This is a genomic window from Pseudooceanicola endophyticus, assembly GCF_018760365.1.
GTDB lineage: Bacteria > Pseudomonadota > Alphaproteobacteria > Rhodobacterales > Rhodobacteraceae > Pseudooceanicola > Pseudooceanicola endophyticus.
Genome location: NZ_JAHIAB010000023.1, coordinates 21,464 through 30,570, shown reverse-complemented (window position 1 = coordinate 30,570; position 9,107 = coordinate 21,464). Strand labels below are relative to the sequence as shown.

Sequence of the window (9,107 nt, the reverse complement as noted above, 5' to 3'; positions counted from 1 at the left end):
GGACGCGGAAGCCATCAGGGCCAGCGGCCGAAATGCCGCGCAAACAGGCCGGACACACGACCGCTTCTGAATGGGTGAATTAAAGTCATTTCCCGCTTGCTATGCAGGAGCCATCCACACAGGACCTCCGCCTTGAGCGTCATTTCTGCGGTGCAGCTTCGCCAAACCGGCCATCCGTGGCATCGTGCAAGAAGGTCTGGCACGCCAAGGTCAGCTCTGCGGGACTTTGCTGCCGTTCGCTACCTCCGTCAGCCCTGTGCTGTTGGTCGCACCACGATACTCCCAACGTCGACATCTCCCGGTTGTTCGAGCGCATAGAGGATTGCCCGAGCGATCGCTTCCGGGGCCATTCCGATATCGCCCATCCGACCGTCGATCATCTCCTTGACCGAGGGGTCCGTTATGGTCTGCGTGAAGTTCGTCGAAACCATGCCTGGAGATACCTCGGTCACCCGCAGGTTCGGCCCCGCTTCCTGCCTCAACGCCTCGGTCGCCGTTCGCACCGCATTCTTGGTCGCGGCATAGACGCCCATCGTAGGCAGGATCTTCAGTCCGGCCGTGGACACGACGTTGATGATATGCCCGCAGTCCTGCCGGGCGAAGACCGGAAGGGCGGCCGCAATGCCGTAGAGCGTGCCGCGCAGGTTTACGTCGATCATCGCGTCCCACTCCTCGACCCGCAGTGCGTCGAAGCGCGAGATCGGGCCAATCCCGGCATTGTTGACGATGGCATCGAGCCTGCCGAACCGCTGAACAGCGGTTTCCACCAACGCCTCGAGGTCGGCGCGGCGGCGCACGTCCGTCGCCTTCTGAGCCGCCTTGCCGCCCTCGGCCGTGATCTCTGCGACCAGCTGTTCAAGGACTGGTTCCCGGCGGGCACCCAGCACCACCGCGGCGCCACGGTTGGCCAGCAAGGTCGCCGTGGCACGCCCGATGCCACTGCTTGCGCCGGTGATGGCGACCACTTTACCTTCGAGTGTCATGAGTTCCGGTCCTTCTGTCTGTTTCGCTTGCCACGGATTTATGGCACCTTCGCAAGATGATCGATGTCCACAGGTCCATGATTTTGTCGCAATCGTCTAACTTTCAGCCTGATCCACTTTCCGACGTGCTTGAGGTCCTCGGTGCCCGCGTGACGCGGCAGACCCGCCTGGAGGCTTCAGGGGATTGGGCGCTGTCGTTCCCAGCACTGGACCGGTTGAAATTCGTGGCGGTGCTGCGAGGGATGTGCTGGATACAGATGGAAGGACGCGCGCCGCACCCGATGCAGGCCGGGGATGTCTGCCTGATCGGGACTACGGACTATGCCGTTTCCAGTGACCCGACGCTGGTGCCACAGGACGGGCGGCAGCTCTTTGAGGATCCCCGTCGGGACTTTGTTCGGCTCGGCGGGGACGAGGTGGTTTCGATCGGTGGAACGGTCACCTTTTCAGGGCCGAATGCCGATTTCCTGTTGGACATGTTGCCGGACTTCATCCCTGTTCAGCGCCACACCGCTGGGGCCGAAGCCATCTCGACCGTCCTGTCGCTCATGTCGCAGGAGATCGAGCGAGGTGTGATCGGGTCCACGATCGTGCGCGCACGCCTGGCAGACATTCTTCTGGTCGAGACATTTCGGGCCTATGCCGAGCAGGCCGGACCAGACCAATGCGGATGGTTCGGCGCGCTGTCCGACCCCCGGATCGGCAGGGCCCTGCAGGCCCTTCACGCCGATGTCGCCTGCGCCTGGACCGTGGCTGATATTGCGGCTGTCGCCGGCATGTCACGGGCCGCGTTTTCGGCGGAATTCAGTCGTCGCATCGGTCAGCCGCCCCTATCTTATTTGCGATCCTGGCGCCTGACACTTGCACGCAGACGGTTGCTTCAGGACGAAACTACCGTCGCCGACGTTGCTCATGCCGTCGGCTACCAATCGCAAAGCGCGTTTTCCCAGGCGTTTCTGCGCACCTTCGGGCGTTCGCCGAGTGCGGACGCTCGTGGGAAAGTTAGCACGTCAATACTTTGAGATTCCGTCGGTATTTCAGGCAGCAGCGTAACGGTCGCTTTGGGCTCGGAGCAGACCTTCGCGGTGGGCTGGCTTGATGTGGTATACTGTGCCACCAACATGAGGTTGGTGTCGAGGCTGGGCGAGGAGGTTGGAGGACAGAACATGCCTACTGCCAACTTACCTGCCATCCGCGCTTGCCGCCCTGCCTGGAACAAGGGGCGCTTGATCGGTCAGAAACGCCCACTTTTGCCGAAACATGTCTGGGCCATCCGCGTTCGCCTGGAGATCGCCGGGAACCATCGCGACCTTGCCCTCTTCAACTTGGCCGTCGACAGCAAGCTCCGTGGCTGCGACCTGGTGAAACTAAAGGTCGTCGACGTCTACGCTTCCGGCCAGGTCAAGGAACGTGCATCGATCATTCAAAGCAAGACCCAACGGCCGGTCAGGTTTGAGATCACGGAAGGAACGCGGAAATCGCTGTCGCGCTGGATGGAAGAGCCGTTGATGGTCGGCTCGGAATTTCTCTGGCCGGGCCGTTTCCATGAGCGCCTGCACATCTCGACACGGCAGTACGCTCGTCTCGTTCGGGATTGGGTGTCATCCATCGGCCTGGACCCCACATCCTACGGAACTCACTCCATGCGCCGGACGAAGGTCGCGGAGATCTATCGGAAGACGGGTAACCTGCGCGCCGTTCAGCTTCTTCTGGGACACACCAAGATGGACAGCACGGTCCGGTATCTGGGCGTGGACCTAGAAGACGCGCTTGCCATCTCCGAAAGTGTTGAAATCTAATGGACCGGGCCGCCGTCACTGGCGGCCCTCTGCCGACCTTCGCGCCAGGTGCGGCGGATGGCCGCTCCCACCCCTTTTCGACTGACCGGCGTGGCTCAAAGAAAGACGAAAAGTGCGACCCGGTCCGCAAACGCGGGATATGCGCTTTAATGCGGCCAGCCCGAGTATACTCGTCGCGATCTCGGTATCCATTCCGTTGCGCCAGACGGTCACTGCTCTTCTCGCCATAGTCAGCGCCGGTCTTGGCGTCGACCTCAAGTTTCATCAGTCGCTTGGCCGCGAAACCGATCATCTCGCGCAAAGAATCCGCATCTGCAATCTTCTCCATGAGCGCACGGAGGCCTGTCTCGGGTGTAATCCGTGGTTCAGGTTGATGGTCGCAACCCGACCCTACCGAAAAATCCGACAATCACTGCCGGCAAAACTACTTTTGTGGATATCATGCCGCAAGTCCGAGGCCTTGAAACCAGGAAGGAATTTTCTGTTGCATATGCAACTCTGCTGAGAGACGAATAGGTCGAAGAACCAATAAGCGAATTTTTATGGGCGATATGGAATGGGGCATCCTTGCGCCCGAAGAAATGGTCAGCCTGCGCAGACAACAGAGTCTCGGGTTGCAGGCCTCCGTGCGGCATTTCAATGATCGATCGGTGCCTGGCTTGGGTAACCTTTGGTTCCCGATGCCGCTCGTCTGGTCGATCTTGGCTGTCGCCTTGGCCGAGGAAGGCCATTCTTCGGTTGAGCCGTTACGGACCGCAAACGCGATTGAGGCGTTCGCGATGGGCGGCACCGGAGACAGCCAGAACCCAAGGGTGCAAGGCAGAGTGAAATTAAATGGAAACAAAGATTGGAGTTTCTCGAATCTGGCGAAGCGCGGAACCTATGTCACCCAGCCCTTTCGCATGGGTATGGTCCAGCCATTGCAGGAGCTCGGCTATGTTATCGGAAGCCGCTTCGGATCTTTCAGGCTGGATGGCGAAGGGCATAGGATTATGCAACTTCCGGCCATGCAATCTTGGAAGGATCAACTCGCGCGATGGATCAGGATTAAGAGCAAGACACAGGAAAGTCCGCCCGGGCTGTCGCCTCTCGTGGCATTGCCAGCCGATGTGCGCAAGAACATCCAGGCTCGTGTGAAGCAGGCCTACCGAACGTCCCCCGAAGATGCCGCCCGACGGCGGGCCTTGATCGGTCTGGCAACAGGTCCGAATGAGAAAATGCTCGAGCGGGAGCCACCGCCCTCGGGGATCTCGCATGAACACTGGATCGACCTGAGGGCGGGCGCTGCGCTCATAGATCTCCGGGACTGCGCCCTCGACGTCCTACGTGCCGTGGAGGGGAAATTGCTCGAGCGTCGCAATGCCAATGAAGCCGCGTCCTGTGGCGTGCCAGAGATGACCCGCTACGTGCAGACGAAGCTGAGGGATCTACAATACAGCGAAAAACGTCTCGGTCCTCGTATCGAAGTGGCCGGCGAGCATCTCAGCTGCGCCTTCTTGGCTGATTGCCGGAAAGACCCAGAAACGCTGCTGCGCAAGCTGGTGACGCGTGATGGGACTGTGGTGCGGTTGGAGGCCGCTGACAGGATCGTCCCCGGTCCCGCCGCAGGCGACCTCCGTGCGGACCGCTCATCAGAGGAGGAGGCTGGCGAGGTCATAGATAATCAGGATTTTGCACCCCAGCTTTTCCGTCTGTGGAACCTGCATTGCCTGATGCGGGAGTTGAATGGCCACGAGAACCCCCAGTCGCCAGATTATCCGACGAAAGCCCCTGCATGAGCGAGAGCCTTCTCAGCCTGTTCCTGCCCCCGGAGGGGTTCTTCGGCGATTTCGGCATGATTTGTGGCTTCACCTCCTCAAGCGACGTCCTCAAGGCTATCAAGTCCAATTTCTCAGCCGAGATGTCACGACCGGCGTTAGTCACCTTCATCCATCCGGCCAAGGGTCCGGTCTCCGGCATACCAGGGCTGGTCCAGGCATTTCCGAAGACGCTGCCGCTTCCCTATCGTCTCCTGCATGCCAAGGTGGCCTTGCTGGGCTTTCGTGACAGGGAGGGCAGTTATCGGATTCGCCTAATCGTCACGACGGGAAACTGGACTCGCGATCCCCTGACCACAAGCATTGACCTGTTCTGGTCCATCACTCTCGACCCGAAAGACCCCGGCGCAGAAGATGCAGCTGATATTCGGGCGGCCTGGGGTTTCTTCGATACGTTGAAAGCCGATTTCGACTGCAGCCTCATTGAGCGCGAGTATGACGGCAGGCATCCCAATGACCAGTTGTCGCATTGGATCGAGGAGCTGCCGGACACTGAAGAGCCACGCTTCATCCACAGTCGAAAGAGGGCGCTGTTGCCTCAGATCGTGGATCAGATGAAGCCGAGGAAGAGAAAGGCTACTCTCATCATCGGCTCGGGCTTCTTCGAAGGTGGCGACGGTCGAAAGAGTACCGTGCCAGAGCGGTTTCACAAGGGGTTGGAGAATAAGAATAAGGTCGCGAGCACCCTTGAGCGTGTGCTGGTGTTGAACCCCACGTCTTGTCAGGGAATGGCGACGGCAGCAAAACGGTTGCAGGAAGATGGCTGGAGCCTTTGCGTGCCGCGTTCCGCTCTTCATCCTGCCTTATCGCTCTGCAAATTGCATGCGAAGTTTGCCCTCCTGGCGACTGGTACGAGGTGGCGAGAGAAATTCAGTGGCTCTCTCTACATGGGATCTGGCAACATGACACCTGCAGGTATCGAAAACAAAGCTGGCAAGGCCGGCAATCTCGAAGCAGGTGTGGTATTGCAACTCGGGTCGGAACTGAGCTACGGCCCTGGGCGTAAAATGCATATCCGTAATGCCCTTCCCCTTGGCGGCGATGAAATTGAAGTTGATGCATTTCTGGGGGCCGGAGAGCGCTTCGAAGAGCCTGAACCGCCCGAAACCCTACCGGAAGTCCCGTATCTGATTTGGGAAAGGGAAGAACTTTCTGCGCCAGAGGAACGGGAGATCCGCGTGATCGGACCCGATGGCGCCGAGGTCCTGACGCCCTGCGGCTGGCCCGCCCCGGCGCCAGTTCACGTTCGTCTCGTCACGGGCGGATACGAGGTGCCCGTCATCGCGGATGGCGTTCTAGTAGTGCCCCAGCCCCAAGACATTTCCGTCGAAGACATGCTCGCCGAGTTGCGCCATTTCCCGGAACCGGAGGAGCGAGACCCCTATGACGTCGATGACGATGAGGGCGACCAGAAAAAAAGGACTACGGAAGGAAGAACGACCGCTGCGTCCCCTTCGCGTTATCCCCTTCGCCGGATGATGAGCCTTCTGGTGCCGCTGGCGGAAAACCAAAAAACGATCCACGAGCTGGATTGGCCGCGCTGGTGTCGGGAACTGCAAAGCAGATTGATTGCCCTGAAAAGTCGAGAAGAAGCGATGATCAAGTTCTTCCGTGAGGCGGGCGCCGACCCCCTGCCGATCCTGCTGCATCGTGGCCTCTGCCCTTCAGGCATCGATCCGGACCTCCTGGCTGCGGCGCTGGCAAAGGTCGCGGAAGAATGGGGGCTGCTCCCGGACACGCCCTCTCTCTGGGACAGGGACGAACCACATCATGAGCGTTGATTGGATCAAGGTCGCGAAGGTCCTGGAACGCCAGGCAGGGACCTCGCCAAAGGGACGCGGGGGCGAGGCGCTGCTTGATGAGGGACAACGGGCCAGCCTGACAGAGTTGGCGCGGCGGATACGTGCCGGCCGACGCATGGCCCTGATCGCGGACGAGGTCGGCATGGGCAAGACGCGGATCGCGGTGGCGCTGATCCAAGCCGTGCGCGAAGCCGGTGGTCGGATCGCGATCGTCATCCCGCCAGGGGTGGGCGTGCAATGGCAGAAGGAGCTGAGCGCTTTTGACCCCGAGGACAGGACCCTACTTCCACTGCGAAGTTTCGATACCTTCCTCGACAGCTTCCTTAATGAGGGCGACGAGGAATGGCAGAGGTATACCGGATCAGCACAGGATAGATTGCACCAGAAGCGGAACGACCGGAAACTGCAACGTGAGTTGCCCATGGGTCTGCTGCAGGACGAAGAAATCCTGATGATCTCGCACAACTTCGCCAATGCTCGGTTCCCGGAAGGTGACACACCACGCCGGGGCTTGCTGGGAGAGATCCAGCATTACCTTGGCAGGGGGAACCCAGAGCGTCGGCTGTATAACGGCTATCATGCCGCAATGGTGCGGGCCGCCACTGTAATTGCCGATACGGTCAAGTCGAACAGGGACGTCCTCAACTTCGAGCGGATCATGCGTCCTGAAAATCTCGCAGCCGCGGAATATGGAGAAAAACTTCGCCCCTTTATCGGCTATGGCCTCGGGCCGTTCGACCTTGTCATCGTGGATGAGGCACACAAGGCCCGCAAGCATGACAGCAGCCTTTCACGCATTCTGAGAGAGATTCTGTGGACGACCCCGGATCCGCTCCGCATCGGAATGACGGCTACGCCAGTCGAGCTGGGGGTGATGCAATGGAAAGGGACACTGTCCCGCATTGCGCCTGCGCCCATGGACCTGTCACATATGGACGCGCCTCTCAATGCTTATAAAGAAGTGCTTGAGCGACTGCAGAGGGAAGACCTGGACGAGGATCTGGTCAAGGCCTTCGAGACCGCAGCCGGAGATTTCCAGAAGGTACTGGCCCCTTATGTGTTGCGACGCGACAAGCGTGACGATCCCGAATTTGCCGAGGTGATTGACACCTATCGCGAGTTGGATATCCGCCGTGTGGCGCCTGAAAACTCGGACGTCACCTTCTCCCGTGATTGGCTGCGCTGGTTCGCTGCGCTCGAGGCTCTGTCCTTCCTGCCATGCAGGCCCGGCGAAAACCCAATGAAACTCATGCGAACAAGGCTCCCACATGGGCTGGGAACTGATATGTTCGACGCAGCGCTGAAAGGTGAGACTTCGGCGAATCAAGTAGTCGTGGGCACTGCAGCCGTATGGCTTGAAGCTTTGGCCGCAGGCAACGGAGAGGAGATCGACCTTCACGATTTGCCCTCCATCACGGAGACAGTACGCCTTATCGAAGGCTATACAGCCCGTGGGGAGAAGGTACTTGTCTTCGGTCGCTTCACTGCAGCTCTGCAGGCCCTGACCCGTCTTCTGGATGCCCGCGAAATGCTGCGTCGGCTGTCTGACCCGGACGGGCACTGGCCTGCTTCCGCACTGTCCAAGGACAAGAACGCCCGGGATGCAATCCGTATCGCGATGCAAGATCCCATGCTCTGGTCCGGATCTCGTGACTTGGATGTGCTGGAATCGCAACTAAAGGAGCAATATGACATCCGCGCAGGTCGTCGGGAGCAGGCAATGAAAGCGCTGCGGCAGGAGGTGGAAGCAGAGGCCAAGGCCGGTAACAGGGATGCCGCATTGCTGCGAAGCCTGTGGAACGCGGAGGGTATCTCGATTGCTGCCCTTCTGGAGGCATTGGAAGCGCATCATCCTTCAAGGAATGAGACCCGTGCAGGACTTTCCGCGACAGAAGTACTGGACGCCTTTGCTGACCTCCGTGCCGATTTGACGGATGCGTCCCCAGACGAGGACGAGAACCAAGTCGAGGCGAAGCCGGAAAAGTTGGAAGCGCTCGTGAGAGGGCATCTTAAGGAATACACCGGTCGAGAGGGAAATTTCGCCCGCCTCATGAATGGAAGCAGCAGCCCACAGACTCGCAGGACCTTGCAGGCCGCCTTCAATCGCCCTGGGGCGTGGCCAATGGCGCTGGTTACGCAATCAAAGGTCGGGAGCGAAGGGCTGAACCTACACGAAGCCTGCTCTACGGTAGTGCTCTTCCAGTCAGAGTGGAATCCAGGGATAGTAGAACAGCAGATCGGTCGCGTTGATCGAAAGAACAGCCTGTGGCTCAATCGGTTCAGGAGCTGGAAGAGCAACGGCAACGTCGGCAATATGCCCAGGATCATGATCCATCCCGTCGTGATCTCAGGAACATATGACGAGCACAACTGGTCAGTTCTGGAAACGCGGTGGCAGCAGCTGGGAGGCCAATTGAGCGGGAATGTCTTGCCGCCTCGCTCAGAAGGCGCTTCCCTGCTGAACAATGTGAGAGACTGGGAAAATCGCATCCGTGTAGCGATCCCGCGCTTCTCCCCAGACAAGTTGCTGCCTTAACCTGCCATTTCGGCTATTGCGCCCCGCGAACTGGTCTTGTGAGGTGAATTTGCAGAAACCGATATCTTTCAGGGTCGCCGCACTTTCTGCGCATCGCGGGCATTCGTCCCTGTCGCAGCGAACGACAGCTCTCCGCCGATGCTGTTGAAAAAGTCTTTGTTGCGCTGCGG

Annotated in this window: 6 protein-coding genes and 1 pseudogene; 5 read left to right on the top strand and 2 right to left on the bottom strand. The window is 59.5% G+C overall.

The features are described 5' to 3' along the window. Positions 1–248 precede the first annotated feature (248 nt). Complete coding sequence (locus tag KM176_RS23920) at positions 249–983, bottom strand: SDR family oxidoreductase (protein WP_215558836.1); 735 nt, start codon at positions 981–983, stop codon at positions 249–251. A 56-nt stretch (positions 984–1,039) separates the two neighbouring features. Here KM176_RS23920 and KM176_RS23915 point away from each other — a divergent pair, with 56 nt between their 5' ends. Together KM176_RS23915 and KM176_RS23910 are read left to right on the top strand one after the other, a co-directional pair. Beyond that, positions 1,040–2,005, top strand: a complete 966-nt coding sequence (locus KM176_RS23915) for an AraC family transcriptional regulator (RefSeq protein WP_215558835.1) — start codon at positions 1,040–1,042, stop codon at positions 2,003–2,005. Positions 2,006–2,149: 144 nt separating this feature from the next. Continuing rightward, entirely contained in the window at positions 2,150–2,782 is a 633-nt protein-coding gene (locus KM176_RS23910; protein ID WP_119747105.1) for a tyrosine-type recombinase/integrase, read from the top strand. Between the two features lie 73 nt (positions 2,783–2,855). Here the strand turns inward: KM176_RS23910 and KM176_RS23905 are convergent. Next, positions 2,856–3,110: pseudogene (locus KM176_RS23905) on the bottom strand (transposase); the annotation flags it as partial. Between the two features lie 214 nt (positions 3,111–3,324). On the opposite strand from KM176_RS23905, the gene KM176_RS23900 reads away from it, so the two are divergent. Genes KM176_RS23900 through KM176_RS23890 form a run of 3 tightly spaced genes read left to right on the top strand, consistent with a single transcriptional unit; the run spans position 3,325 to position 8,937 of the window. Next, positions 3,325–4,560 (top strand): hypothetical protein, encoded by a 1,236-nt coding sequence (locus tag KM176_RS23900; protein WP_160897155.1) that lies wholly within the window; start codon positions 3,325–3,327, stop codon positions 4,558–4,560. Continuing rightward, positions 4,557–6,380, top strand: a complete 1,824-nt coding sequence (locus KM176_RS23895; RefSeq protein ID WP_160897156.1) for a phospholipase D-like domain-containing protein — start codon at positions 4,557–4,559, stop codon at positions 6,378–6,380. Before KM176_RS23900 ends, KM176_RS23895 begins: the two co-directional genes overlap by 4 nt. Next, a complete protein-coding gene (locus tag KM176_RS23890) occupies positions 6,370–8,937 on the top strand; it encodes a DEAD/DEAH box helicase (RefSeq protein ID WP_160897157.1) in 2,568 nt (855 codons plus the stop codon). The genes KM176_RS23895 and KM176_RS23890 overlap by 11 nt, the downstream gene beginning before the upstream one ends. Positions 8,938–9,107: the final 170 nt, after the last annotated feature.